The 25,809-nt window shown below is 54.9% G+C and carries 26 protein-coding genes; 20 read left to right on the top strand and 6 right to left on the bottom strand.

Going from position 1 to position 25,809, the window contains the following annotated elements:
- Window positions 1-43 precede the first annotated feature (43 nt).
- The 3 genes from malM (at window position 44) to ubiA (ending at window position 2,564) form a co-directional block, all read left to right on the top strand.
- Window positions 44-994 carry a maltose operon protein MalM gene (gene malM / locus Electrica_RS23705; protein WP_131049853.1) on the top strand — a complete coding sequence of 317 codons (951 nt, stop codon included), beginning with the start codon at window positions 44-46 and terminating at the stop codon, window positions 992-994.
- Between the two features lie 190 nt (window positions 995-1,184).
- Complete coding sequence (ubiC, locus tag Electrica_RS23700) at window positions 1,185-1,682, top strand: chorismate lyase (RefSeq protein WP_100685298.1); 498 nt, start codon at window positions 1,185-1,187, stop codon at window positions 1,680-1,682.
- 12 nt (window positions 1,683-1,694) lie between these two features.
- On the top strand, window positions 1,695-2,564 hold the full coding sequence (gene ubiA / locus Electrica_RS23695) for a 4-hydroxybenzoate octaprenyltransferase (RefSeq protein WP_131049854.1): 870 nt from the start codon (window positions 1,695-1,697) through the stop codon (window positions 2,562-2,564).
- 67 nt (window positions 2,565-2,631) lie between these two features.
- Here ubiA and plsB read toward each other — a convergent pair whose 3' ends face one another.
- A complete protein-coding gene (gene plsB / locus Electrica_RS23690; RefSeq protein ID WP_100685300.1) occupies window positions 2,632-5,055 on the bottom strand; it encodes a glycerol-3-phosphate 1-O-acyltransferase PlsB in 2,424 nt (807 codons plus the stop codon).
- 128 nt (window positions 5,056-5,183) lie between these two features.
- On the opposite strand from plsB, the gene Electrica_RS23685 reads away from it, so the two are divergent.
- From Electrica_RS23685 to Electrica_RS23670, 4 genes are all read left to right on the top strand, one after another.
- Window positions 5,184-5,552: a diacylglycerol kinase gene (locus Electrica_RS23685; RefSeq protein ID WP_141965619.1), complete on the top strand. Its 369-nt coding sequence runs from the start codon at window positions 5,184-5,186 to the stop codon at window positions 5,550-5,552.
- Window positions 5,553-5,771: 219 nt separating this feature from the next.
- Window positions 5,772-6,380 (top strand): transcriptional repressor LexA, encoded by a 609-nt coding sequence (gene lexA, locus Electrica_RS23680; protein ID WP_004856448.1) that lies wholly within the window; start codon window positions 5,772-5,774, stop codon window positions 6,378-6,380.
- Between the two features lie 68 nt (window positions 6,381-6,448).
- Complete coding sequence (gene dinF, locus Electrica_RS23675) at window positions 6,449-7,765, top strand: MATE family efflux transporter DinF (RefSeq protein ID WP_141965618.1); 1,317 nt, start codon at window positions 6,449-6,451, stop codon at window positions 7,763-7,765.
- Between the two features lie 126 nt (window positions 7,766-7,891).
- Window positions 7,892-8,101, top strand: a complete 210-nt coding sequence (locus Electrica_RS23670; RefSeq protein WP_100685303.1) for a CsbD family protein — start codon at window positions 7,892-7,894, stop codon at window positions 8,099-8,101.
- A gap of 90 nt (window positions 8,102-8,191) precedes the next feature.
- Here the strand turns inward: Electrica_RS23670 and zur are convergent, their stop codons facing one another.
- Window positions 8,192-8,707: a zinc uptake transcriptional repressor Zur gene (gene zur / locus Electrica_RS23665; protein ID WP_100685304.1), complete on the bottom strand. Its 516-nt coding sequence runs from the start codon at window positions 8,705-8,707 to the stop codon at window positions 8,192-8,194.
- A gap of 114 nt (window positions 8,708-8,821) precedes the next feature.
- Between zur and Electrica_RS23660 the strand changes: the two genes are divergently transcribed.
- The 3 genes from Electrica_RS23660 to pspG all read left to right on the top strand — a co-directional run bounded on the left by Electrica_RS23660 (window position 8,822) and on the right by pspG (window position 10,795).
- Window positions 8,822-9,310, top strand: a complete 489-nt coding sequence (locus Electrica_RS23660) for a cupin domain-containing protein (RefSeq protein WP_100685305.1) — start codon at window positions 8,822-8,824, stop codon at window positions 9,308-9,310.
- Window positions 9,311-9,413: 103 nt separating this feature from the next.
- Complete coding sequence (gene dusA / locus Electrica_RS23655; protein WP_141965616.1) at window positions 9,414-10,412, top strand: tRNA dihydrouridine(20/20a) synthase DusA; 999 nt, start codon at window positions 9,414-9,416, stop codon at window positions 10,410-10,412.
- A gap of 140 nt (window positions 10,413-10,552) precedes the next feature.
- Window positions 10,553-10,795 (top strand): envelope stress response protein PspG, encoded by a 243-nt coding sequence (gene pspG, locus Electrica_RS23650; protein ID WP_100685307.1) that lies wholly within the window; start codon window positions 10,553-10,555, stop codon window positions 10,793-10,795.
- Between the two features lie 358 nt (window positions 10,796-11,153).
- Here pspG and Electrica_RS23645 read toward each other — a convergent pair whose 3' ends face one another.
- Window positions 11,154-12,137: a quinone oxidoreductase gene (locus Electrica_RS23645; RefSeq protein ID WP_141965614.1), complete on the bottom strand. Its 984-nt coding sequence runs from the start codon at window positions 12,135-12,137 to the stop codon at window positions 11,154-11,156.
- Between the two features lie 88 nt (window positions 12,138-12,225).
- On the opposite strand from Electrica_RS23645, the gene dnaB reads away from it, so the two are divergent.
- From dnaB to Electrica_RS23615, 6 genes are all read left to right on the top strand, one after another.
- Window positions 12,226-13,641, top strand: a complete 1,416-nt coding sequence (gene dnaB / locus Electrica_RS23640; RefSeq protein WP_004856470.1) for a replicative DNA helicase — start codon at window positions 12,226-12,228, stop codon at window positions 13,639-13,641.
- Window positions 13,642-13,853: 212 nt separating this feature from the next.
- Entirely contained in the window at window positions 13,854-14,933 is a 1,080-nt protein-coding gene (gene alr / locus Electrica_RS23635) for an alanine racemase (RefSeq protein ID WP_131049860.1), read from the top strand.
- A 266-nt stretch (window positions 14,934-15,199) separates the two neighbouring features.
- Window positions 15,200-16,393 carry an aromatic amino acid transaminase gene (gene tyrB, locus Electrica_RS23630; RefSeq protein WP_141965612.1) on the top strand — a complete coding sequence of 398 codons (1,194 nt, stop codon included), beginning with the start codon at window positions 15,200-15,202 and terminating at the stop codon, window positions 16,391-16,393.
- 275 nt (window positions 16,394-16,668) lie between these two features.
- Window positions 16,669-17,382 carry an acid phosphatase AphA gene (gene aphA / locus Electrica_RS23625; protein ID WP_131049862.1) on the top strand — a complete coding sequence of 238 codons (714 nt, stop codon included), beginning with the start codon at window positions 16,669-16,671 and terminating at the stop codon, window positions 17,380-17,382.
- A 145-nt stretch (window positions 17,383-17,527) separates the two neighbouring features.
- Window positions 17,528-17,944: a secondary thiamine-phosphate synthase enzyme YjbQ gene (locus Electrica_RS23620; RefSeq protein ID WP_141965610.1), complete on the top strand. Its 417-nt coding sequence runs from the start codon at window positions 17,528-17,530 to the stop codon at window positions 17,942-17,944.
- 3 nt (window positions 17,945-17,947) lie between these two features.
- Window positions 17,948-18,304 carry an MmcQ/YjbR family DNA-binding protein gene (locus Electrica_RS23615; protein ID WP_141965608.1) on the top strand — a complete coding sequence of 119 codons (357 nt, stop codon included), beginning with the start codon at window positions 17,948-17,950 and terminating at the stop codon, window positions 18,302-18,304.
- On the opposite strand, the gene uvrA is transcribed toward Electrica_RS23615, so the two are convergent.
- Window positions 18,305-21,130 carry an excinuclease ABC subunit UvrA gene (uvrA, locus tag Electrica_RS23610; protein ID WP_141965606.1) on the bottom strand — a complete coding sequence of 942 codons (2,826 nt, stop codon included), beginning with the start codon at window positions 21,128-21,130 and terminating at the stop codon, window positions 18,305-18,307.
- A gap of 246 nt (window positions 21,131-21,376) precedes the next feature.
- On the opposite strand from uvrA, the gene ssb1 reads away from it, so the two are divergent.
- Window positions 21,377-21,904: a single-stranded DNA-binding protein SSB1 gene (gene ssb1 / locus Electrica_RS23605; RefSeq protein ID WP_100685316.1), complete on the top strand. Its 528-nt coding sequence runs from the start codon at window positions 21,377-21,379 to the stop codon at window positions 21,902-21,904.
- Between the two features lie 455 nt (window positions 21,905-22,359).
- Window positions 22,360-22,671 (top strand): anti-adapter protein iraM, encoded by a 312-nt coding sequence (locus Electrica_RS29025; protein ID WP_142255937.1) that lies wholly within the window; start codon window positions 22,360-22,362, stop codon window positions 22,669-22,671.
- A gap of 11 nt (window positions 22,672-22,682) precedes the next feature.
- Here the strand turns inward: Electrica_RS29025 and Electrica_RS29020 are convergent, their stop codons facing one another.
- The gene (locus Electrica_RS29020) at window positions 22,683-23,165 is read right to left on the bottom strand and encodes a hypothetical protein (RefSeq protein ID WP_224742510.1); all 483 of its coding nucleotides are present in this window, start codon (window positions 23,163-23,165) and stop codon (window positions 22,683-22,685) included.
- Between the two features lie 6 nt (window positions 23,166-23,171).
- On the bottom strand, window positions 23,172-24,020 hold the full coding sequence (locus tag Electrica_RS23590) for a winged helix-turn-helix domain-containing protein (protein WP_141965604.1): 849 nt from the start codon (window positions 24,018-24,020) through the stop codon (window positions 23,172-23,174).
- Window positions 24,021-24,460: 440 nt separating this feature from the next.
- Here Electrica_RS23590 and Electrica_RS23585 point away from each other — a divergent pair, with 440 nt between their 5' ends.
- Window positions 24,461-25,036, top strand: a complete 576-nt coding sequence (locus Electrica_RS23585; RefSeq protein ID WP_131049867.1) for a LuxR C-terminal-related transcriptional regulator — start codon at window positions 24,461-24,463, stop codon at window positions 25,034-25,036.
- A gap of 177 nt (window positions 25,037-25,213) precedes the next feature.
- The gene (gene ecpA / locus Electrica_RS23580; protein ID WP_100685319.1) at window positions 25,214-25,798 is read left to right on the top strand and encodes a common pilus major fimbrillin subunit EcpA; all 585 of its coding nucleotides are present in this window, start codon (window positions 25,214-25,216) and stop codon (window positions 25,796-25,798) included.
- Window positions 25,799-25,809 lie beyond the last annotated feature (11 nt).

Below are 25,809 nucleotides of genomic sequence, written 5' to 3'. Positions count from 1 at the left end.
ATTGCCTGGCTACCGCTTGGCCATCGGAATTGAGGTGATAACAATGAAAATGAAGAAAAGTCTCGTTGCCCTCTGCCTGTCCGCCGGCCTGCTGGCCAGCGTACCCGCAGTCAGTTTTGCTGATGTGAATTTCGTGCCGCAGAATACCTCTGCCGCACCGACCATTCCTGCTTCCGCGTTGCAACAGCTAACCTGGACGCCGGTCGACCAATCGAAAACGCAAACCACGACGTTAGCGACGGCAGGGCAGTCGCTGAATATCCCCGGCATCGTCGGCCCTGTGGCGGCCTACAGCGTCCCGGCGAATATCGGTGAGTTGACCCTGACCCTGACCAGTGAAGTGAATAAGCAAACCAGCGTTTATGCGCCAAACGTGCTGATTCTTGACCAGAATATGACGCCATCGGCGTTCTTCCCGAGCAGTTATTTCACCTATCTGGAGCCGGGCGTGATGAGCTCGGATCGCCTGGAAGGGGTGATGCGCCTGACTCCGGCTTTAGGTCAGCAAAAAATCTATGTGCTGGTCTTTACTACCCCGCAGGATTTGCAGCAGACCACTAAATTAATCGATCCGGCGAAGGCCTACGCCAAAGGGACCGGTAATGCGGTGCCGGATATTCCGGATCCGATCGCCAGACATACCACTGAAGGCTCGTTGGGCCTGAAAGTGAAAACCTCATCAGGTTCCAGCGTGCTGGTGGGGCCGCTGTTCGGCTCCTCCGGTCCGGGGCCGGTGACCGTCGGCAATACGGCGGCGCCGGTCTATAGCGCGCCAGCCGCCGCGCCGGTTGTTGCTCCTGTTGCGGCGCCAGCGCCGGCGGCGAAGAGCGAACCGATGCTGGATGATACCGAAACTTACTTTAACAACGGCATCAAGCAGGCTGTTGCGAAAGGTGATATCGATAAAGCCCTCAAACTGATGAACGAAGCTGAGCGCCTTGGCTCGAAATCTGCTCGTTCCACCTTTATCAGCAGTGTAAAAGGCAAGGGGTGATCGTCTCCCCACAATGCTGATGTTTAGGCACAGCCTTTAGGTGCGTCCGTCTGGACGCGCCTTTTTTTATCGTGCGGCGGCGGCTGTTACATGGCTGTTACGTCGATGATCGTATCTTGACGCTTTGCCCGCCCTGATGACCTTATTCTGCGATACAATAGCTGCTACGTTATGTAACGGAGAATCAGGCATGTCACATCCTGCGCTTACGCAACTGCGTGCGCTGCGCTATTTTGCCGCTATGCCCCCGCTGGAACCCTCGCTGCGCGACTGGCTGTTGCTGGAAGACTCAATGACCAAACGCTTTGAGCAACAAGGGAAAAAGGTTAGCGTTATGCTGGTCAACGAAGATTTTGTCGGACGCGAAGCGCTGGTCGGTGAAGAAGCGTTGCTGCCAGATGAAGCGCGCTACTGGCTGCGGGAAATCATTCTCTGCGCCGATGATGAACCCTGGCTGGCCGGGCGAACTATCGTGCCGGAATCGACGCTGAGCGGTCCCGAACTGGCGCTGCAGCAGCTTGGGCAGACGCCGCTGGGCCGTTATTTGTTCACCTCGTCGACGTTAACCCGTGACTTTATTGAAATTGGGCGTTATGCAGAGCTTTGGGGGCGTCGTTCCCGCCTGCGGCTGAGCGGTAAACCGCTGCTGCTGACAGAACTGTTTCTGCCTGCATCGCCGCTGTATTAAGAGGAAGAGAAAATGGAGTGGAGTCTGACGCAGAATAAGCTGTTGGCGTTTCATCGCCTGATGCGTACTGACAAACCGATCGGCGCGCTGCTGCTGCTGTGGCCGACGCTGTGGGCGCTATGGGTGGCGACGCCGGGTGTTCCGCCGCTGTGGATTCTGGCCGTTTTTGTCGCCGGAGTGTGGCTGATGCGCGCCGCCGGCTGCGTGGTCAACGATTATGCCGACCGCAAATTTGACGGCCACGTCAAGCGCACCGCGCGTCGTCCGCTGCCGAGCGGGGAGGTGACGGAGAAAGAGGCCCGGGTGCTGTTTGTCGTGCTGGTGCTGCTCTCGTTCCTGCTGGTGCTGACCCTCAACACCATGACCATTCTGCTGTCGGTGGCCGCGCTGGCGCTGGCGTGGGTCTATCCATTCATGAAGCGCTACACCCATCTGCCGCAGGTGGTGCTGGGGGCGGCGTTTGGCTGGTCTATTCCGATGGCCTTCTCCGCGGTGAGTGAAGCGTTGCCGTTAAGCTGCTGGCTGATGTTTCTCGCCAATATTTTGTGGGCGGTGGCTTACGATACCCAGTACGCGATGGTCGACAGGGACGATGACGTTAAAATCGGGATTAAATCAACGGCGATCCTGTTCGGCGAACATGACCGTACCATTATCGGTATGTTGCAGATTGGGGTGCTGATACTATTGGCCGCCATCGGCTGGCTGAACGGGCTGCACTGGGAATATTACTGGTCGCTGTTTATCGCCGCAGGACTGTTTTTCTGGCAGCAGAAGCTGATTTTCCGTCGCGAACGTGACGACTGCTTTAAAGCGTTTTTAAATAATAACTACGTCGGACTGGTGGTGTTTCTCGGTCTGGCGATGAGCTATCTGCAGTAGTTCCTTCCTTTCCCCCGGCTCGCGGCGCAAATGCCGGGCCGGGGGAGAGGTAAGTCCGTCTCAGCCGTTACGCTTCATCCTGCGTGACGCTTTCAATCGTCAAGCGCACATCCGACGTAATCAGATCGGCCAGCATCTGATAGACCTTCAGCGTCTCTGCCGGCTCAGCATCGCCGGTGTCGCTGATATAACCCTCATCGCGCAGCGTCAGCACTAAGGTACTGAATACCGCTTTATCGAAGAATTCCGGCGCGTTGATACCGTGCAGCACCGACAGGCGCTGCGCCACCGTGCGGCTCTCTTTCTCCAGCGAACTGCGGTTGATAGACGGGTTCGCGCTCAGCAGCCAGAAGGTAATGGCATAGCGCTGGAGCGTTTCACGCGCGCCTGCGGCCAGCAGTTGCAGGGAACGGGAGTGGGACGGATTGATGCTGATGGCATCATCGTTCAGGACAATCAGTCCCTGGCGCTGCATTTCCGCCACCAGGGCATCGAGGACGCCAGCCAGCTCGGCTTTTTCCCAGCGCAGGAACAGCTCGGCCTTCAGCAGCGGATAGAACATCTCAACGTGACGCAGCACTTCCGCGCGGGAGATACGACGATGCTGGGTAATAATCGCCGCCAGCAGCGACGGCAGCATCAGCATATGGGCGATATTGTTGCGGTAGTAGGTCATCAGGACCGCCTGCTCGCGCGGCAGAATGATGATATCGCCGATAGTGTCTTTCTCGACCTCGAACTTATTCATCTTCAGCGCGTGGTCAATCAGCTCGCTGGCGGAAGCCGCCGGCGTGGTCGCATCCGGAGAGTACGGCACGTTGCGCAGCAGATCGAGGTAGCACTCCAGCTGTTGCGTCAGCTGTTCGCGGGTCAACGAGCGCTGACGGGAGGCCAGCAGCGCGGTGCAGCACAGGTTCATGGCGTTGGCCGCGCCGGCGTTGTTGATGCGCACCATCAGATCGGAAGCAATGTTGTTGACCGTCGGCGTCAGCCAGGACGGGCGAACGGCTTCGATCGGATCGATAGACTCGCGCCACTCCGGAACATGCTGGTTCAGGTAAGTCATCAGCGGCAGCGGTTCGCCAAAGTTAACATAGCCCTGACCGAGGTTACGCAGCTTGCTCAGGCCGCGCAGCATCTGCGGCAGACTCTCTTTTTCTTTCGTCGCGCCGCGCAGCTCTTTGGCATAGGTGCCCACTTCCATCACGTGCTCGTAACCGATGTAGATAGGCACCAGCGTAATCGGACGGGTCCCGCCGCGCAGCATGGCCTGGATGGTCATCGACAGCGTGCCGGTCTTCGGATCCAGCAGACGGCCGGTACGGGAACGGCCCCCTTCAACGAAGTACTCCACGGAGTAGCCCCGGCTGAACAATTCGCCGAGATATTCGCGGAACACCGTTGAGTAGAGCTTATTGCCCTTAAAGGTACGGCGAATAAAGAATGCGCCGCCGCGGCGGAAAATGGGACCTGCTGGCCAGAAGTTGAGGTTAATACCGGCGGCAATATGCGGCGGCACCAGCCCCTGGTGATACAGCACGTAGGAGAGCAGCAGGTAGTCCATATGGCTACGATGGCACGGTACGTAGACAATCTCGTGCCCTTCATGGGCCAACTGACGTACGCGCTCGGCGTTGTGGACGTTGATCCCCTGATACAGACGGTTCCAGGTAAAACCGAGAACGCGGTCGGTCAGGCGAATCATCTCATAAGAGAAGTTGGCGGCGATCTCTTCCATCAGCGCGATGGCGTTTTGCTGCGCCTTCTCATGGGAGATTTTCTTACTGCGCGCTTCATCTTCCACCGCGCGGGCGATAGCTTTCGACGCCAGCAGCTTATTGAACAGATCCTGACGCGCCGGCAGGCGCGGGCCGACGGCGGCCAGACGCTGGCGGGCGAAGTGCATACGTGCGACGCGGGCCAGCTTCTGGGCGATAATTTTGTCGGTGCCGTGTTCGGTGGCCATTCGGCGCAGAGAAACCGGCGGCGAGAAACGGACAAAGCTGTCACGTCCCAGCCACAGCACAGCGAAGAACTTCTGGATGCCATTCAGCATGCGCAGCGGCGGGTTAACTTCGCCTTTTTCACGCCCCGGCGCACGACCAAACATCACCGACACCGGCACCATTTGCACATCCAGGTCGGGGTGGTTGCGGTGCAGATCCAGGTAGTCGTGGAACAGCTTTATCGACTCTTCTTTCGGCGCGTAGTAGGTAAAGACGCGCGGACCGCCGTGGATAAATACGTAGCGCGGCAGCAGCGCGCCGTCGATTTCCAGCGGTTCAAGCGGATCGGGTAAATCGTGCTCCAGGCACTGGGCGCGCAGGGTCAGCAGGTCCGCCTTTGAATTATAAGGCAGGACGTACATGATAGGACGCGAGGTATCCAGCCCTAATTCCTGAGCAGGTTCTGCGGGAATAGACTTGCTTTTTACCAGCACCCGTAATGGTAAATTCAGTAATTTATAGTAAATTCGTTGCCAGCCGGACATAAACGATGTGAAGCCTCTGGTTAATCATGCAAATGCGCGGCAAGAATAACAGAAAGTGCGCAAAATTTCCGTTGCCACGCGGCAAACGCGTACACTCATTGACGTCATTTACATAAAAGGTTCTTTTAATGGCCAATAATACCACTGGGTTAACCCGAATCATTAAAGCGGCAGGTTATTCCTGGAAAGGGTTCCGTGCGGCATGGATAAATGAGGCCGCATTTCGGCAAGAAGGCGTCGCCGCCATTGTTGCCGTGGCGATCGCCTTCTGGCTGGACGTGGACGCCGTCACGCGTGTGCTGCTGATAGGCTCGGTCCTGATAGTGATGATAGTCGAAATTCTTAATAGCGCGATTGAGGCGGTGGTGGACCGTATTGGCCCGGAACATCATGAGCTGTCCGGTCGGGCGAAAGATATGGGCTCCGCGGCGGTGCTGCTGGCCATCGTGATCGCGCTTACCACCTGGTGCCTCTTACTATGGGCCCGCTACCACTAAGCGGCCATTTTGCGAGATGTCCCGCTTCGCTATGTCTTCCCGGCGAGCGGGCGACCCCGATAGGCTTTTGCCCGGACGGCGGCAAGCCCCCGTGGCGCAGTGAGCTATCGGGGACACAAAATGGAAAGAATCTCCTGATTTTTGTGTGAAATTTGATTCCAAAATCACCGTTAGCTGTATATACTCACAGCATAACTGTATATACACCCAGGGGGCGGGATGAAAGCGTTAACGACCAGGCAGCAAGAGGTGTTTGATCTCATTCGGGATCACATCAGCCAGACGGGCATGCCGCCGACGCGTGCGGAAATTGCTCAGCGCTTGGGGTTCCGTTCTCCAAACGCGGCGGAAGAACACCTGAAAGCGCTGGCGCGTAAGGGCGCGATCGAGATTATCTCCGGCGCCTCCCGGGGGATTCGCCTGCTGACGGAAGAAGAACCTGGCCTGCCGTTGATTGGCCGCGTGGCGGCCGGTGAGCCGCTGCTGGCCCAGCAGCATATCGAAGGCCACTTCCAGGTCGATCCGGCGATGTTCAAACCGAACGCTGACTTTTTGCTGCGGGTTAGCGGCATGTCAATGAAAGATATCGGGATTCTCGATGGCGATCTGCTGGCGGTCCATAAAACTCAGGATGTACGCAACGGTCAGGTTGTTGTGGCGCGCATTGACGAAGAGGTGACCGTTAAGCGTCTTAAAAAACAGGGTAACATCGTCGAACTCCTGCCAGAAAACAGCGAATTTTCCCCTATCGTGGTGAATCTACGCGAGCAAAACTTCACTATCGAAGGGCTGGCCGTTGGCGTGATTCGCAACGGTGAGTGGCTGTAACGCTTTCCCCACGCAGCATCGTCTGATGCATGATGCTGCGCAGTCTCCTTCCGCTCAGGCGCTTTCTCATGTTCTTTAACGCCGCTGATAAGGCCCTGTGGCGCCTGGCGCTACCCATGATTTTCTCCAATATCACCGTTCCGCTGCTGGGACTGGTGGATACTGCCGTGATTGGCCATCTCGACAGCCCGGTTTACCTCGGCGGTGTCGCGGTCGGCGCGACGGCCACCAGCTTTCTCTTCATGCTGCTGCTTTTCCTGCGGATGAGCACCACCGGGCTGACGGCGCAGGCCTTTGGCGCAAAAGATCCTCTGCGCCTGGCGCGGGCGCTGGTGCAGCCGCTGGGGCTGGCAACAGGCGCCGGCCTGCTGATTGTACTTTTCCGTACCCCGCTTATCGATCTGGCGTTGCATATTGTTGGCGGCAATGACGCGGTGCTGGAGCAGGCGCGGCGCTTTCTCGACATCCGCTGGCTGAGCGCGCCGGCATCGCTGGCAAACCTGGTGCTGCTCGGTTGGCTGTTGGGCGTGCAGTATGCCCGGGCGCCGGTGATTTTGCTGATCGTCGGCAATCTGCTGAATATCGTACTCGACCTGTGGCTGGTGATGGGCCTGCAGATGAACGTGCAGGGCGCTGCGCTGGCGACGGTGAGCGCCGAATATGTCACCTTGATCATCGGGCTGCTGATGGCAAGGCGCGTGCTGGCGCTGCGCGGCGTGTCATTTGCCCTGCTCCGGCACGCGTGGCGCGGCGACCTGCGCCGCTTGCTGGCGCTCAATCGCGACATCATGCTGCGCTCTCTGCTGCTCCAGCTCTGCTTTGGCGCGGTGACCGTCTTCGGCGCCCGCCTTGGCGGTGAGGTAGTCGCCGTCAACGCGCTCCTGATGACTATGCTGACCTTCACCGCCTATGCCCTGGATGGTTTCGCTTATGCCGTGGAAGCGCACTCCGGACAGGCGTACGGCGCGCGTGACGGTAGCCAGTTGCTTGATGTCTGGCGGGCGGCCTGCCGTCAGTCGGGAATGGTGGCGCTGGCTTTTGCGGCGACCTATGCCGTGGCGGGACAGCAGATTATCGCCCTGTTGACCTCGCTGCCCTCGCTTCAACTGCTTGCCGATCGCTACCTGATCTGGCAGATCGTGCTGCCGGTGATTGGCGTGTGGTGTTATTTGCTGGATGGCATGTTCATCGGTGCGACGCGCGGGGCTGAGATGCGCAACAGCATGGCGGTGGCGGCGGCGGGGTTCGCCCTGACGCTGTTGACGCTGCCGGTCCTCGGCAACCATGCGCTATGGCTGGCACTGGCGGTGTTTCTCGCGTTGCGCGGTCTGTCGCTGGCGGTCATCTGGCGGCGACACTGGCAGCGCGGCACCTGGTTTTCGTAGCGATTTTTGATGTGTAATTGGTTAAAGATTCCGAATAATAAATTCAACTCAGAATTCTTATCTATAGTTAATACTATGTCCGGCACACAGCGGGCTGTTAACTCACCGAACGATGAGGATTGAATTATGAACAAAGACGAAATCGGCGGTAACTGGAAACAGTTGAAAGGTAAAGCAAAAGAAAAATGGGGCAAGCTGACTGATGACGATATGACCGTCATTGAGGGCAAGCGTGACCAGCTGGTCGGTAAAATCCAGGAACGCTATGGGTACGCCAAAGAGCAGGCGGAGAAAGAAGTGGCTGACTGGGAGCGAAAAAACGATCGCCGCGGGTAGCGGCGAGTGTTAACGATTAACCCTTGGTTATTGCCTGCCCGATGGTACATGGAGGTACCGGCAACCCGGATTTCCGCTGCGGCAATAGCCTCAGCGGGCTTTCTTTTTAATCTGAATCGTATGGTCGTGATGGCAGTGTCCCGGAGTGCTACAGGCTTCGACCTCGACACAATCCGCACACAGGCCGTGCGCCTCAATCACATTATGGCGTAGCGCAAAACCCATTCTCGCCGCCAGCGTATGCATAATGTCTTCAACGCCTTCGGCACACTCTTCTTTGACCACGCCGCAGCGATCGCAGATAAACATGGCTGAGCTATGGGTCGGCTGATCGAAAAGATGGCACAGCACGTAGCTGTTGGTCGATTCCACCTTGTGCACGAACCCCTGTTCCAGCAAAAACTCCAGCGCCCGGTAGACCGTCGGCGGTTTCGCCTGCGGCTCTTTCTCACGCAGCAGGTCGAGCAGGTCATAGGCGCTAATCGCCCCTTGCTGAAGGCTCATCAAACGCAACACTTCCAGGCGCTGCGGAGTCAGGCGCACGCCGCGCTGTGCGCAGAGCTTTTCAGCGTGCGCTAACATTTCTTGCGAAGTGGTCTTATTCATGAGCATCCTCTGGTTGTGTGAGTCTTAAGTTGTTACTTTATCACGATCCAGGCAAAACGCCGAGAACCGGCAGCTTGTGCTATACCTGATGCATCTCATTTTCGGGAGAAAACGATGAAACGACCTGATTGCATTCGACATTGGCGCGAACTGGAAGGTCCAGATGATGCCACTTATCCCAATAACCCGGAGCGTTTTTCCATCGGCGCGCCGCTGGCGCGGGGGTTAAGGCTCAACCGGCTGGGTATTCATCACGAACGTTTGCCCCCGGGCCGTCGAACCTCTTATCCCCATGCTGAGAGTGATGAAGAAGAGTTTATCTATGTGCTGGATGGCTACCCTGAAGTCTGGATTAACGGCTACCTGTGGAAGCTTGAGCCGGGCGACAGCGTCGGTTTTCCGGCCGGAACCGGGGTATGTCATACCTTTTTGAATAATACCGACCAGGAAGTTCGCTTGTTAGTGGTGGGGGAGTCAAACAAAAAATTTAACCGCATCTACTATCCGCTGAACCCGGAATATGCCGCCGTGCGTCAGGATCGCTGGGTCGATCATCCGCCGCAATTTTTCGGCCCGCACGACGGCAAACCGCGCCGACGCTAGCTCGTCAAGCAGAGGCAGCGCAGCCGTCGTGGTGCGCTGCCTCTGTGATTTATCTTTGTGCTATAGTAGCGCCCCTTTTTATCCGGATGCCTGTTTATTCGCCATGATGCCAGAACCAACATCTCACGCTTTTGCCGCCCATCGTTTTTCCATCGCGCCGATGCTCGACTGGACAGACCGGCACTGTCGCTATTTCCTGCGCCTGCTGTCGCGCCATACGCTGCTGTATACCGAAATGGTGACGACCGGGGCGATTATTCATGGCAAAGGCGATTATCTGGCCTATAGCGAAGAAGAGCATCCGCTGGCCCTGCAGCTGGGGGGCAGCGATCCGGCGGCGCTCGCGCAGTGCGCGAAACTGGCGGAGGTGCGCGGCTACGATGAGATCAACCTCAACGTCGGCTGTCCGTCCGACCGGGTGCAAAACGGGATGTTCGGCGCCTGCCTGATGGGCAATGCGCAGCTGGTCGCGGACTGCATCAAAGCGATGCGCGACGTGGTCTCTATCCCGGTCACGGTAAAAACCCGTATCGGCATCGATGATCAGGACAGCTATGAATTCCTGTGTGATTTCATCAATACCGTCTCCGGAAACGGAGAGTGCGAGATGTTTATCATCCACGCCCGTAAAGCCTGGCTCTCCGGCTTGAGCCCAAAAGAAAACCGTGAAATTCCACCGCTGGATTATCCGCGCGTTTATCAGCTGAAACGCGACTTCCCGAACCTGACGATGGCGCTCAACGGCGGAATTAAGTCACTGGAAGAGGCGAAGTTGCATCTTGAGCATATGGATGGCGTGATGGTGGGGCGCGAGGCCTATCAGAACCCGGGGATCCTGACGTCGGTCGACCGGGAGATCTTTGCGATGGATAGTGCCGACAGCGACCCGATCGCCGTGGTGCGGGCGATGTATCCGTATATCGAGCGTGAGCTGAGCAACGGCACCTATCTGGGCCATATCACGCGCCATATGCTGGGCCTGTTCCAGGGCATCCCGGGCGCGCGGCAGTGGCGCCGCTACCTGAGTGAAAATGCGCACAAGGCCGGGGCGGATATCAACGTGCTGGAACATGCGCTGCAGCTGGTTGCCGATAAGCGTTAATCTTGCGCTAAAATTTAGTCAAATACGCCACGCCCTGATCTCATCGTCAGGGCGTTTTTGTTTAAATTCAATATATTAAGTTTGGCACGTTTCTTGTAATACCCGGAGAGTCATTCGGTTATTTCTTTGGGGAGAAGACGATGCTGGAACTCTTATTTGTCATTGGATTTTTTGTCATGTTGCTGGTCACCGGCGTGTCGATTCTGGGGATTCTTGCCGCGATTGTCGTGGCGACGGTGCTGATGTTCGTTGGCGGGCTGTTTGCGATGATGATTAAACTGCTGCCGTGGCTGCTATTAGCCATTGCGGTCGTGTGGGTGATTCGGTCGATAAATACGCCAAAAGCGACAGACTACCGCAGCAACAACCGCTGGCGTTATTAAGGGAGTGAGCGGTCGGTCACAACCTGAAGAATTTTGCATAGAACAGCGTAGGTTTTGCTTATTAAATCTGTCACTATTAGCGCGTTAACCAATTCATCGCGCTGTACCCTACATACAGCCGAACTAAAAAAAGTCAGGGCTTCCGTATGGAAGCCCTAAACTTTTCTCCCCCTCCCGTCATACTTCAGACTACAGGTGCGTTGGCTGTGTTAACTCACCCCGGTCACTTACTGGAGTAAGCTCCCGGGGATTCGTTATCTTGCCGCCTTCCTGTAGCCCGAATTATTTAGGGAGGGCTTCTCGTCATACTTCAGACTACAGGGGCGCTGGCCAGGTTAACCTTGCCTTGATTCACCCGTTACGGCAGCAGCAGGCTTGAGCCTTCAGTGGCGCGGCTTTCCAGCACTTCATGTGCGCGTCGGGCATCGGTGAGGGCATATTTCTGGCTGTCCGCCACGTCAACGTTAATCGCGCCGCTGGCAATCAACGAAAACAGTTCGCTGCTGGCTTCCGCCAGCTCTTGACGGTTGGTGATATAGCCTTGCAGCGAAGGGCGGGTGACATACAGCGACCCTTTCTGATTGAGGATCCCCAGATTGACGCCGGTTACCGGGCCGGAAGAGTTACCGAAGCTGACCATCAGCCCCCGGCGCTGCAGGCAATCGAGCGACGCTTCCCAGGTGTCTTTGCCCACGGAATCGTAGACCACGTGGACTTTTTTCCCTTCGGTTATCTCTTTTAAGCGTTCAACGATATTTTCTTCGCGATAGTTGATCACCTGCCAGGCGCCGGCCTGCTTTGCCCGCTGCGCTTTTTGCGCGCTGCCGACGGTACCAATCAGTTTAGCGCCCAGCGCCTTCGCCCACTGGCAGGCGATCAGCCCGACGCCGCCGGCCGCCGCATGAAACAGAAACGCTTCGCCGGGCTTGATTTCGTAGGTTTTTCGCAGCAGGTAATAGACCGTCAGCCCTTTCAGGAACGATGCGGCCGCCTGTTCAAAGGAGATAGCGTCCGGCAAAAGAGCGGCCTTATCGGCAACCACATTATGTACCGAGCTGTAGGCGCCCAGCGCTGACTGGGCGTAGACGACGCGGTCGCCTGCTTTAATGTGCTGCACGCTGCGCCCGACTTTCGTCACCACGCCGGCGGCTTCGGTACCCAGGCCGCTTGGCAGAGACGGCGGCGGGTAGAGGCCGCTGCGGATGTAGGTATCGATATAGTTAATACCGATGGCCTTATTTTCTACCTGGATCTCGTTTTCTTGCGGATCCGCAGGGGTAAATTCTACGGCTTTGAGCACATCCGGCCCACCGTGTTGTTCAAATTCTATTCGTATTGCCATAGCTCTCTCCAGTTTCATTTGGGTGGGTCAAAACAGAGACCTGTGCTAATATTTCGACCCCATCTCTATCCCGGTATCTGTATTCAATATGGCAGGAAATAAACCCTTCAACAAACCGCAGACTGAACCCCGTGAGCGCGATCCGCAGGTCGCCGGGTTAAAAGTCCCGCCGCACTCGATTGAAGCGGAACAGTCGGTGTTGGGCGGTTTAATGCTGGACAACGAACGCTGGGACGACGTCGCCGAGCGCGTTGTGGCGGAAGATTTTTATACCCGCCCACACCGCCATATCTTTGTTGAAATGGCGCGTCTGCAGGAGACCGGTAGCCCGATCGACCTGATCACGCTGGCGGAATCGCTGGAGCGTCAGGGACAGCTGGACAGCGTTGGCGGATTCGCGTATCTGGCGGAACTGTCAAAAAATACGCCAAGTGCGGCGAACATCAGCGCCTATGCGGATATCGTCCGTGAACGTGCCGTTGTTCGTGAGATGATCTCGGTGGCCAATGAAATCGCCGAGGCGGGTTTCGACCCCCAGGGCCGTACCAGCGAAGACCTGCTCGACCTGGCCGAATCCCGGGTGTTCAAGATTGCCGAAAGCCGCGCCAACAAAGATGAAGGCCCGAAGAATATCGCCGACGTCCTCGATGCGACCGTTGCGCGTATCGAGCAACTGTTCCAGCAGCCGCATGACGGAGTCACCGGGGTCAATACCGGCTATGACGATCTGAACAAAAAGACCGCCGGCCTGCAGCCGTCGGATCTGATTATTGTTGCCGCGCGTCCATCGATGGGTAAGACAACATTTGCGATGAACCTCGTTGAAAATGCGGCGATGTTACAAGACAAGCCGGTACTTATCTTCAGTCTTGAGATGCCATCAGAACAGATTATGATGCGTTCCCTGGCATCGCTGTCACGGGTCGATCAGACCCGTATTCGTACCGGCCAGCTGGACGATGAAGACTGGGCGCGTATCTCCGGTACCATGGGGATCCTGCTGGAAAAACGCAATATCTACATCGATGACTCCTCCGGCCTGACGCCGACGGAAGTTCGCTCCCGCGCGCGGCGTATCGCCCGTGAACACGGCGGCATCGGCCTGATTATGATCGACTACCTGCAGCTGATGCGCGTACCGTCGCTTTCCGATAATCGTACGTTGGAAATTGCGGAAATTTCCCGTTCGTTAAAAGCGTTGGCGAAAGAGCTACAGGTACCGGTGGTGGCGCTGTCGCAGCTTAACCGCTCGCTGGAACAACGTGCCGATAAACGCCCGGTGAACTCCGACTTGCGTGAATCTGGCTCCATTGAACAGGATGCCGACTTAATCATGTTTATCTATCGTGATGAGGTCTATCACGAGAACAGCGATTTAAAAGGCATCGCGGAAATTATTATTGGTAAACAGCGTAACGGGCCTATCGGGACGGTACGTCTGACCTTTAACGGGCAGTGGTCGCGCTTTGATAATTATGCGGGACCACAGTACGACGACGAATAAATCGCCGTCATTCTTCGCGCCGCAGGGATGTTGACTACGCCTGCTCGCTCCGGTCGCTTAGGGGACTAAGTTCGCGGGACTCTCAGGTTTGTCGCGTGACCCGGACTGCGTCCTCGCCCTTCGGGGCCAGCGCAGGCGCTGTTCAAAAACGCCAGCGCGTTTTTGTCCTGCAACACGAATGATTTAAGCGATCTTTTTATCAAGGAATTTAAATGCAAGCGGCAACTGTTGTGATTAACCGCCGCGCTCTGCGACACAACCTGCAACGTCTGCGTGAACTGGCGCCTGCCAGTAAACTGGTTGCAGTGGTGAAAGCGAACGCTTACGGACACGGTCTTCTTGAGACCGCGCGAACGCTCCCTGATGCCGATGCCTTTGGCGTCGCCCGTCTCGAAGAAGCCTTGCGCCTGCGCGCTGGCGGTATCACGAAACCGGTCCTGCTACTGGAAGGTTTCTTTGATGCGGCCGATCTGCCGGTGATTTCCGCGCAGCAACTGCACACGGCGGTACACAGCCCGGAGCAACTGGAGGCGCTGGAGCAGGCTGAGTTGCCTGAGCCCGTCACCGTCTGGATGAAACTGGACACCGGGATGCATCGCCTGGGCGTCCTGCCGGAACAGGCGGACGCCTTCTGGCAGCGTCTGAGTCAGTGCAAAAATGTGCGCCAGCCGGTCAATATCGTCAGCCACTTTGCGCGGGCGGATGAGCCAGCATGCGGCGCCACCGAACGCCAGCTGGATATTTTCACCACCTTCAGTGAAGACAAGCCCGGCCTGCGTTCCATCGCGGCATCGGGCGGAATTTTGCTGTGGCCGCAGTCGCATTTTGACTGGGTCCGCCCGGGCATCATCCTGTACGGCGTCTCGCCGCTGGATAGCCCCTCCACCGGCGCAGATTTCGGTTGTCAGCCGGTAATGTCGCTGACGTCGAGTCTGATTGCCGTACGCGAACATAAAGCGGGTGAGCCGGTAGGTTATGGCGGGACCTGGGTGAGTGAACGTGATACCCGGTTAGGCGTGGTGGCGATGGGTTACGGCGACGGCTACCCGCGCGCGGCGCCCAGCGGTACGCCGGTGCTGGTTAACGGCCGGGAAGTGCCGATTGTGGGTCGTGTGGCGATGGATATGATTTGCGTCGATCTGGGGCCTGAGGCGCAGGATAAGTCCGGCGACCCGGTGGTGCTGTGGGGAGACGGTCTGCCCGTCGAACGTATTGCCGCACTGACGAATGTGAGTGCTTACGAACTTATTACCCGCCTGACCTCCAGGGTATCGATGAAGTACGTGGATTAAGCGTACGTCGGGTCGATACATTGCGGTTGTGACATCTCCGGCAGCGCTGCGCTGACCGGGGCTGTTGCCTGGAACCGGCGCCGGACCGGCAAGGCGTTTACGCCGCGAGCCGGGAGATTCCCCCCTGAGGGCGAGCGAGGGACATGCGATCCTCGCCGACTTTCCACCAACTATCCACCAACTATCCGTCAACATCCTCTCGATCTTCTTCTGCTTCCGGTTTATTGTGTTATGACCTGCCTCTCGTAAACCCGGAGAAACATCACGTGTTTCAAAAAGTTGACGCCTACGCTGGCGATCCTATTCTCTCCTTGATGGAGCGTTTTAAAGAAGATCCGCGTAGTGACAAAGTAAACCTTAGTATCGGCCTCTATTACAACGAAGACGGGATTATCCCGCAGCTACAGGCGGTTGCTGAAGCGGAAGCGCGTCTTAACGCTCAGCCGCACGGCGCCTCGTTGTATCTACCGATGGAAGGGCTGAACGCTTATCGCAACGCGATTGCCCCGCTGTTGTTCGGTGCAGAACACCCGGTGCTGGTGCAAAACCGCGTCGCTTCTATTCAGACGCTGGGCGGTTCCGGTGCCTTGAAAGTGGGCGCCGATTTTCTAAAACGCTACTTCCCGGGGTCTCGCGTTTGGGTCAGCGACCCGACCTGGGAAAACCATATCGCCATATTCGAAGGGGCTGGCTTCGAAGTAAGCACTTACCCTTGGTTTGATAACGAGACCAACGGCGTGCGTTTTGATGCGCTGCTGGCGAAACTGCAGACCCTGCCTGAGCGCGACATCGTGCTGCTGCATCCGTGCTGCCATAACCCGACGGGCGCCGATCTGAATCATGCCCAGTGGGATCTCATTGCCGAGGTGCTGAAGGCGCGCAACCTGATTCCGTTCCTCGATATCGCCTATCAGGGCTTTGGGGCGGGAATGGATGATGATGCTTACGCGATTCGCGCAATCGCCCGCGCTGGCATACCGATGCTGGTCAGCAACTCCTTCTCGAAAATTTTCTCGCTGTACGGCGAGCGCGTGGGCGGCCTGTCGATCGTTTGCGAAGACACCGAAACCGCAAACCGCGTGCTGGGGCAGCTGAAGGCGACCGTCCGACGCAATTACTCCAGCCCGCCGAACTTTGGTGCTCAGGTTGTCGCGACCGTATTGAATGATACGGAGCTGAAAGCCTGCTGGCTGGCGGAAGTCGAAGAGATGCGTACGCGCATTCTGGCGATGCGTCAGGCGCTGGTGAACGTGCTGAAAGAAGCGGTTCCGGGCGTCAATTTTGACTACCTGCTCAAACAACGTGGGATGTTCAGCTACACCGGCCTGAGCGCGGCGCAGGTTGATCGTCTGCGTGAAGAGTTTGGCGTGTATCTGATTTCCAGCGGCCGGATGTGCGTGGCGGGTCTCAATTCACGTAATGTCCAGCGCGTGGCCCAGGCGTTTTCTGCCGTTATCTAATTCCCTGCGAATATATGTCCTTTCCCGTTGGCGGGAAAGGACTACTCCCTTGCGAAGTGTGATCATTCTCTTTTTCTATGACATCTGAGCAGAAAATTCTTTGCATCGGCGAGGACCGGGGTTAAGGTCATGGTCCAGTAATAAGCAGCCACATTATTAAAAATAATAACGATTCGACGACTTATACGCACCGTCATCCGCACCCGCGCGGTATCGCCGCGGTTGATCCGCCAGCAGGGCGGCAGTTTTCAGGATGACGTTTAAAAGGGATAACTATGCGCAAGATAACTTTGGCCTTTAGCGCCTTCTGCTTACTTTTCACGTTAAATCACGCCGCAATCGCCCTGGCATCTTCACCGTCACAGCTCAATCCAGGCACCAACGTCGCCAGGCTGGCCGAACAGGCGCCGGTTCACTGGGTTTCCGTCGCTCAGATTGAAAACAGCCTGTTGGGGCGTCAGCCGTTTGCCGTCGGTTTTGATATCGACGACACCGTTCTGTTCTCCAGCCCCGGCTTCTGGCGCGGGCAAAAAACCTTCTCTCCCGGCAGCGATGCGTACCTGAAAAAAGCGGAGTTCTGGGAAAAAATGAATAACGGCTGGGACGATTTCAGTATGCCAAAAGAGGTGGCGCGCCAGCTGATTGCGATGCATGTGAAACGCGGCGATAGCATTTACTTCGTCACCGGGCGCAGTCAGACCAAAACGGAAACGGTCTCGAAAACGCTGCAGGATGATTTCCTGATCCCGGCGGCAAATATGAATCCGGTTATTTTTGCCGGCGACCAGCCGGGGCAGAATACAAAAGTCCAATGGCTGAAGGAGAAGAATATTAAGGTCTTCTACGGTGATTCCGATAACGACATCTCTGCCGCGCATGATGCCGGGGCTCGCGGCATTCGCGTACTGCGCGCGTCAAATTCGTCATATAAACCGTTGCCGATGGCCGGAGCGCTGGGTGAAGAAGTGATCGTCAATTCCGAATACTAATTTCACCTGCTGCTGAAATCTGTCACAAACGAAAGCGGTAGCCTGCGGGTTGCCGCTTTTTTGTACGAAAAAGCGCGTGACAAGGTTTTACCTTTTCGCTTATTGCTGCACACTTAGAAAGATTCATTCGCAACAGGAGTCGTTTATGTGGCATCAACAAACTTTGACGTTAGGCGCAAAATCCCGCGGCTTTCATCTGGTGACCGATGAGATCCTCGGCCAGCTCCACGCGCTGTCGCGCGTCAAAGTCGGTATGTTGCATCTGCTGCTCCAGCACACTTCCGCTTCCCTGACGCTTAACGAAAACTGCGATCCGACCGTCCGCTACGACATGCAGCAGTATTTTCTTAACGCGGTGCCGGACAATGCGCCGTACGAACATGATTATGAAGGTCCTGATGATATGCCGTCGCATATCAAGTCGTCGATGCTTGGCGTCTCCCTGCTGCTGCCGGTGCAGGACGGGCGCGTCAGGCTGGGGACCTGGCAAGGAATCTGGTTAGGGGAACATCGTATTCACGGCGGTTCGCGGCATATCGTTGCGACGCTCACGGGGGAATAACAGATGACCATTTCGGAGTTATTGCTGTACTGCATGGCAAAACCGGGCGCAGAGCAAAGTGTGCACAGCGACTGGAAAGCCACGCAGATTAAAGTGTCGGATGTGCTCTTTGCATTAGTGAAAGAAGTGGAAGACAAGCGGCCAGCGGTGTCGCTGAAAGCCAGCCCGGAGCTTGCCGAACTGCTACGGGAACAGCATGTGGATATCCGACCCAGCAGACATCTGAATAAAGCCCACTGGAGTACGGTCTTTCTGGATGGCTCCTTGCCGGATTCGCAGATTTACTATCTGGTGGACGCCTCTTACCAGCAGGCGGTGCGGCTGCTGTCGGAACCGACCCGACAGCAGCTTGTACGGTGATTAGCTCAGCAAGGGTTTGAGGAAGCGCGCGGTGTGCGAGGCTTCGCACTCTGCAACGGTCTCTGGCGTACCGGAGACGAGGATTTCACCGCCGCCGCTGCCGCCTTCCGGCCCAAGGTCAACGATCCAGTCCGCCGTTTTGATGACATCCAGGTTGTGCTCAATGACCACGATGGTGTTGCCCTGATCGCGCAGCTGGTGCAGCACCTCCAGCAACTGCTGGATATCGGCGAAGTGCAGCCCCGTCGTCGGCTCATCGAGAATATACAGCGTCTGGCCGGTACCGCGTTTTGACAGCTCGCGCGCCAGCTTCACGCGCTGGGCCTCACCGCCGGACAGCGTGGTGGCGGACTGGCCGAGGCGAATATAGGTCAGACCGACATCCATCAGCGTTTGCAGCTTACGCGCCAGCGCCGGAACGGCATCAAAGAACTCGCGCGCTTCTTCAATGGTCATATCCAGCACTTCATGAATGGTCTTGCCTTTGTACTTAATCTCCAGCGTTTCGCGGTTATAACGCTTGCCTTTGCACTGGTCGCACGGCACATAAATATCCGGCAAGAAGTGCATTTCGACTTTAATCACGCCATCGCCCTGACAGGCTTCGCAGCGCCCGCCGCGGACGTTAAAGCTGAAGCGTCCTGGGGTATAGCCGCGTGAGCGCGATTCCGGCACGCCGGCAAACAGTTCGCGTACCGGAGTAAAGACGCCGGTGTAGGTCGCCGGGTTTGAACGCGGCGTACGGCCAATCGGGCTCTGGTCGATATCGATAACCTTATCGAAGTGTTCCAGGCCCTGCACATCGCGGTATGGGGCGGGCTCCACAATGGTCGCGCCGTTGAGCTGACGCTGGGCAATCGGGAACAGCGTATCGTTAATCAGCGTCGATTTACCGGAACCAGATACACCGGTGATGCAGGTAAACAGGCCGACCGGCAGCGTCAGCGTCACATCCTTCAGGTTGTTGCCGCGCGCGCCGGTAAGCTTCAGGACTTTTCCCGGATCGGCAGGCACGCGCTGCTTCGGCACTTCGATCTTGCGTTTGCCGCTCATGTACTGCCCGGTCAGGGATTCCGGCACCGCCATGATCGCGTCCAGCGTCCCTTCAGCCACCACCTGGCCGCCGTGTACCCCGGCGCCTGGGCCGATGTCGATCACGTGGTCGGCGGCGCGGATAGCGTCTTCATCATGCTCGACGACAATCACCGTATTGCCCAGATTACGCAGATGAACCAGCGTGCCGAGCAGGCGTTCGTTATCGCGCTGATGCAGGCCGATGGACGGCTCATCCAGCACGTACATCACGCCGACCAGTCCGGCGCCAATCTGGCTCGCCAGGCGAATACGCTGGGCCTCACCGCCGGAGAGCGTTTCCGCCGAACGGGAGAGCGTCAGATAGTTCAGGCCGACGTTGACGAGGAATTTCAGGCGATCGCCAATCTCTTTCAGCACTTTTTCGGCAATTTGCGCCCGCTGGCCGGAGAGCTTCAGGTTGTTGAAGAAATCCATCGCGTGGCCAATGCTCATGTCGGAGATGGTGGGCAGCGGCGTATTTTCGACAAATACGTGGCGGGCTTCGCGGCGCAGACGGGTACCGTCACAGCTGGCGCACGGGCGGTTGCTTATAAACTTCGCCAGCTCCTCGCGCACCGCGCTGGATTCCGTCTCTTTGTAGCGGCGTTCCATATTGTGCAGCACGCCTTCGAACGGGTGACGGCGTACTGACGTATCGCCACGGTCGTTCATGTATTTGAATTCAATATTCTCTTTACCTGAGCCGTACAAAATGACCTTCTGCACGTCGGCGGTCAGGGTGCCCCACGGCGCCTCGATATCGAACTGATAATGCTCCGCCAGCGACTTCAGCATCTGGAAGTAGTAGAAATTACGCCGATCCCAGCCGCGAATGGCGCCGCCCGCCAGCGACAGCTCGGCATTCTGGATAACCCTGTCGGGATCGAAGTACTGCTGAACGCCCAGACCGTCACAGGTCGGGCAGGCGCCTGCCGGGTTGTTGAACGAAAACAGGCGAGGTTCCAGCTCACGCATGCTGTAGCCGCAAATCGGGCAGGCGAAATTGGCGGAGAACAGCAGCTCTTCCGCTTTTTCATCGTCCATATTGGCGACAACGGCGGTACCGCCGGAAAGATCCAGCGCGGTTTCAAAGGATTCGGCCAGACGTTGGGACAGATCGTCACGCACCTTGAAGCGATCGATCACCACTTCAATGGTGTGTTTCTTTTGCAGTTCCAGCTTCGGCGGATCGGAAAGATCGCAGACCTCGCCGTCGATCCTCGCGCGGATATAGCCCTGGCTGGCGAGGTTCTCCAGCGTTTTGGTGTGCTCGCCTTTACGTTCTTTAATGATCGGCGCCAGCAGCATCAGGCGCTGACCTTCCGGTTGTGAGAGCACATTGTCGACCATCTGGCTGACGGTCTGAGCAGCCAGAGGAACATCATGGTCCGGGCAGCGCGGCTCGCCTACGCGCGCGTACAGCAGGCGCAGATAGTCGTGAATTTCGGTAATGGTCCCAACCGTAGAACGCGGGTTATGCGACGTTGATTTCTGTTCAATGGAAATCGCCGGCGACAGCCCTTCGATATGATCGACGTCCGGCTTCTCCATTAGCGACAGAAACTGACGCGCATAGGCGGAGAGCGATTCAACGTAGCGACGTTGTCCTTCGGCATACAGTGTGTCGAAAGCCAATGAGGATTTGCCTGACCCTGACAGCCCGGTGACGACAATCAGTTTGTCGCGTGGGATGACGAGGTTGATGTTTTTGAGATTATGGGTGCGGGCGCCCCGAACTTCGATCTTATCCATTCACCTTTCCCGGTAGATACGCGGATAGCCTGGTTTGTTAGAAGGACAAACGGCAGAAACGGCTAATTATGACACAATTTAACCTGTTTGAATATACAGTATTGGAATGCATTTTCCTGCGGGGTATGCAAAAATGTCGTGCCGCGAGAGTTATCTGGAACATACTTCCCAGCTATCAACATAGCGCCTGGAAATGGTACACTCGCGCGTTTACACTATTAAGAAATGCATTCAGGAGACACAAACATGGCCAGCAGAGGCGTAAACAAGGTGATTCTCGTCGGTAATCTGGGCCAGGACCCGGAAGTACGCTACATGCCGAGTGGTGGCGCAGTTGCCAACATTACGCTGGCTACTTCCGAATCCTGGCGTGATAAAGCGACCGGTGAGATGAAAGAGCAGACCGAATGGCACCGCGTTGTGCTGTTCGGTAAACTGGCGGAAGTGGCCGGCGAGTATCTGCGTAAAGGTTCTCAGGTCTATATTGAAGGCCAGCTGCGCACCCGTAAATGGACTGACCAATCCGGTCAGGAAAAATACACCACCGAGATCGTGGTTAACGTTGGCGGCACGATGCAAATGCTCGGCGGTCGTCAGCAGGGCGCGGGCGCTCCGGCAGGCGGCGGTCAGGCGCAGGGCGGTTGGGGTCAGCCTCAGCAGCCGCAGGGCGGCAACCAGTTTAGCGGCGGCGCGCAGTCTCGTCCGCAGCAGCAGGCACCGGCAGCCCCTTCTAACGAACCACCGATGGATTTCGATGACGATATCCCGTTCTAAGGTTATCCTTAGACGCTGCGGTTAAAGCATAAGAAAAGCCCCGTTTTGGACTGACCCCATGAAGTTGGACAGTTTACATTAAGAAGCGGCTTTCAGGGCCTGGGTTCGGTATTTTACCGGACTCAGGCTTTTTTATGTCTGCGCGCTCCGCGTATCCTGTAATGTGATAGCGCCTCACGGCGTGGCGGGAGCGGTCCGTTCCCCGACAGCCGCATAAGCGGAACCGGCAAATAGCAGGGCGGTAAGCCAGGCAAAGCTGGCGCTAGCGGGTTATTGAAATGAGAGGCTATTCATGGGGAGATGCTCCGCAGATGCATCCTTTTATTTTAGCCAATTCCGGAGGGTTAGCCTGTTCATTTCCCCGGCCGCGCGGGAGCGGAGCCATTTCAGTTTACTATCCGGGCAACCGGGTAAATATGCGCAAATAACGTCATGGGGTGAGGGTGAGTCGTCGTATGCCGTTTATTATGGCCGCTATTTCAATTATCCGCTTTTTAAAATTCATTATATGGTGTGAGGCTGATATTCTGTTACTTCCCGGGGAATCTATGAGGCTGTTTTCCTCGAAAGTATTCGTTAATGATAAATATCATCATATTAAGGTTTATAATATTTCAACCTACAGCCATACACAGTGGGAAGCCCTGAGGGAAAGGCCATCCTGTCCCTATAATTTCGGGGCCACCACGATCGAGGGTTGCTGTTATCAGCTGCATTGTGCGATTAAGCATTGTCCTGGTAGTTTCACGCACCACGCGTTCTGCTAGCGCGGCTTGCGCTACCCATTATTATTTTCGCAAATAAAATAGGGGGTATTTGTTGACATAAATACCCATGAGCCCTGTTTTATCTTTAAGATTTTGATAATGAATCGATCTTCTTTACTGATCTCCGTAAAGAACGGCGGCATAATCTCATCGAACCTCTCAGGTAGTGCTGTAGCACTCGAGCGAACATTAGTACTGCTACTTCTGAAAATATAAATATTATTTTTGTTTTTTACATAGGTTATATATTTTCTGATGCTGATATTATCTTTTGAATTTCCTGAGTTACCATTGAATGTCATTAACCCATCACCATCACTGGCAAAGAAAGTGACAGAGAAAGAAAATTCCTCATCACCGTTGACGATTGAAAAAGCGGACGTACAGCTAATGCTTTCACCGTCATCAGATGAACTTATGTAATAAACTGTCAGGCTTATCGTAATAATAATTAAAGCATATGCAATAGCTTTGTTTATCTTTCGTGTTTTCATATTGAGTTATTTTAAGTAATAAGATGAAGTACAGAATGATTTTTTATTAGATGTTATTGGGTATCGACAGGAGATCAGTGAAGTCCTGCTCGATGGGTAATGATTCGTTATATAAATAGTCTGTCCATTTGAGCAGGTGATGTTATGCTCTTTAAGGAAGTTAATATAGTATTCATCAAACCTTAGATCATCGTTTCTAAATATCTTGCAACTGTTGATCGTCGTGAGCAGCGTATATGACGAGAAAGGTGAATCGGTTGTGGCTGACTGATTAATGTAGAGATGCAGCAGAATAATCAACAGACTTGCAATACCAGCAACAATCCATCCTGTCTTTCGGCTTCTCACTGCGCCGATGATTCCCGTTGACAGGACATCGTCTTTGTCTTGTGTCGTCGGCGGGTCGGCGTGAAGTTGCTGGTTCCCTTCATGATGAGTGTCGTCTACTTCCGTCACAACCCCGTTCATCTGATTTATTTCGGGAACCACGCTATCCCTCTGTGGAGGACTCCCGGGACTGTCAATCAGGATATTCGCTTCATCAGCAATCATGAAACCCCGTTTAGGGATTGTTTGAATCAGTGTTCCATTCACATTGAAGTGATTTAAAGACTTGCGCAACAAAGAGATGTTTTGATGTAGAGTATTCGGCGTAACACTCATTCCTCTTTCTCCCCACGCATTTTGCAGCAGCTCTGCCTGGGTGACAATTCTGCCCTGATTTTTTATTAACAAATCAAAGCAAAGGCTTGCTGGTATTGCCAGAGTCATGCGTTCATTACTTTTTATGGAATGGAGAGTATGCGCTTCTGAGTTAAATCGCAGCGTGTTCTCGATAACGTAAATAGTAGCCATATATGATTTCTTATTGTGAGAATAGTTACCACTGTGCCATTTATCTGGGATTTGGTGAGGCGATACTAGCACCAAAGAGTAAACCTGACATTCACTCATAACTAAGAATAATCTCAATCCCTGAATGAGGTTTTTCTAAATTGATTTTTATTTGTTAAATTTACTATCTATTCTCATGATTATCAATGGCTTGAGTTTTAACAAATGTTCAACAAATGTGATTTTTTTGTCCTTCATAACTTTATGAGTAATAAATTCTGCTTATTAAGCTTACTATTTGTGTATGAAACGTGGCAGCGTTACCGTAACAAAAATAATAGTGATGTTTTGTCACTGCTCATAAAAGAAAAGTAAAAAAGCAGGGGCCAACGTCATTATTGATGTTGCGTCTGTCAACGGATGAGTTCAAGCAGGCTCAATGGAATGGAGGTTCTGTTATCATGGCTGTCTTAATCGTAACAGATAATTATTTCTATATGCAGGGTCTGGCCTGTGTGGCTGATGATGATTGCAACATCGCCTGGGTCGATAACATTGACAATGAGTATGCGCACCAGCAGTGTCAGGCGTTGAGCGCTGAAGATTACGTCATTATTCATTTTGCACAGATAGATAAAATGCTTTGTTCGTATCAATATTATTTGTCGAACAGCCCGGCGAAAGTGATTGTGGCACCCGATGCCAAATTTGTCAGTGATGTTTCTGATATTAATAATATCTGCTTTCTGTCTTCTGATGCGAGTGTTAAAACGGTTGCAAGCATCCTTAAATTAAAAAAGTTTAAAGCCAGGAAAAGAAAACTCACGGTGCGTGAAGAGAAGATAATGTCATTAATGATTATTGGTAACTTACTTAATGATATTTCTGAAATTCTTGGTCTGAGTATCAAGACAGTGAGCTTACATAAAAGCAATACCAGCAATAAAGTCGGGTTGCTAAATAACAACAACATAACCATGTTTGCTTTAATGCGTTTTATCTTGCCGGCATCAGGTGCCGACATGATTCTTATTTAATAGTGTATCACTGGCAGTGCGGTTGCGTTTTATTCTTGCGGGAATTTAGTGAGTTTTATCGGTTTTATTCAACTTTTGCATTTAAGAACATCCCGTTCTTAAGGGTAATGGCTCCATAAAAAACTATGGAACAGCACGGGCGATAACAAGCCTATTATTTTTATCAGGTGATGAAATATGAAATTGAAAATGTTAGCAGCAGCTCTTGTGACGACTTTCTGTGTGGGTGCTGTTCAGGCCGCAGACGTTACGGCTCAGGCCGTCGCAACCTGGTCGGCAACGGCAAAAAAAGACACCACCAGCAAACTGGTTGTGACCCCTCTGGGTAGCCTGGCTTTCCAGTATGCGGAAGGGATTAAAGGTTTTAACTCCCAGAAAGGTCTGTTTGATGTTGCGATTGAAGGAGATGCGACTGCGACAGCATTTAAACTGACCTCCCGTCTGATTACCAATACCCTGACCCAGCTGGACACTTCCGGTTCGACGCTGAATGTCGGCGTGGATTATAACGGCGTTGCCGTCGAAAAATCGGCTAATACCGTGATGATCGACACGGAGAACGGCATTCTGGGCGGCAACCTTAGCGCGCTGTCTAATGGCTACAACCAGACTGGCCGCGCTACCGCCCAGGATGGTTTTAACTTCTCTATCATCAGCGGCACCACCAATGGTACGACCGCAGTGACCGATTACAGCACGCTGCCGGAAGGGATCTGGAGCGGTGACGTCAGCGTCCAGTTCGACGCGACCTGGACCAGCTGATTTCTCTGTCG

This window comes from Klebsiella electrica, from assembly GCF_006711645.1.
Classification (GTDB): domain Bacteria; phylum Pseudomonadota; class Gammaproteobacteria; order Enterobacterales; family Enterobacteriaceae; genus Klebsiella; species Klebsiella electrica.
Note: the sequence above shows the minus strand (reverse complement) of the source record. Positions and strands in the feature narration are given on the sequence as shown.